1 protein-coding gene is annotated in these 295 nt (G+C 78.0%); it reads right to left on the bottom strand.

What is annotated here, in order from left to right:
- Window positions 1–295, bottom strand: a 295-nt coding sequence (locus E9529_RS21655) for an HNH endonuclease signature motif containing protein (protein ID WP_236833309.1), incomplete at both ends; no start/stop codon positions are given.

Raw genomic sequence — 295 nt, 5'->3', positions numbered from 1 at the left:
CAGCAGCCCTGAGTTCTCCAGCGAGGTCTCCCCGCCGTCGGCCCAGTGCACCAGGTGGTGCACGTCGCACCAGTGGGCGGGGGCGTCGCAGCCGGCGAAGACGCAGCCGCCGTCGCGGGCCTCCACCGCGCGGCGCAGGTGGCGGGGTACCACCCGGTGGGTGCGGCCCACGTCCAGGGGCTGGCCTTCGGGGCCCAGCACGATGCGGGTGATGCCGCCGTCGCAGGCCAGCCAGCGGGCTCGGGCGGCGGAGATGGTGGCGCCGAAGCCGAGGGTGGCCGCGCCGGGCCCGGCG

The organism is Blastococcus sp. KM273128, from assembly GCF_021698975.1.
Lineage (GTDB): Bacteria > Actinomycetota > Actinomycetes > Mycobacteriales > Geodermatophilaceae > Blastococcus.
The sequence above is the reverse complement of the archived record's forward strand: the minus strand, read 5'-3'. Positions and strand labels throughout refer to the sequence as shown.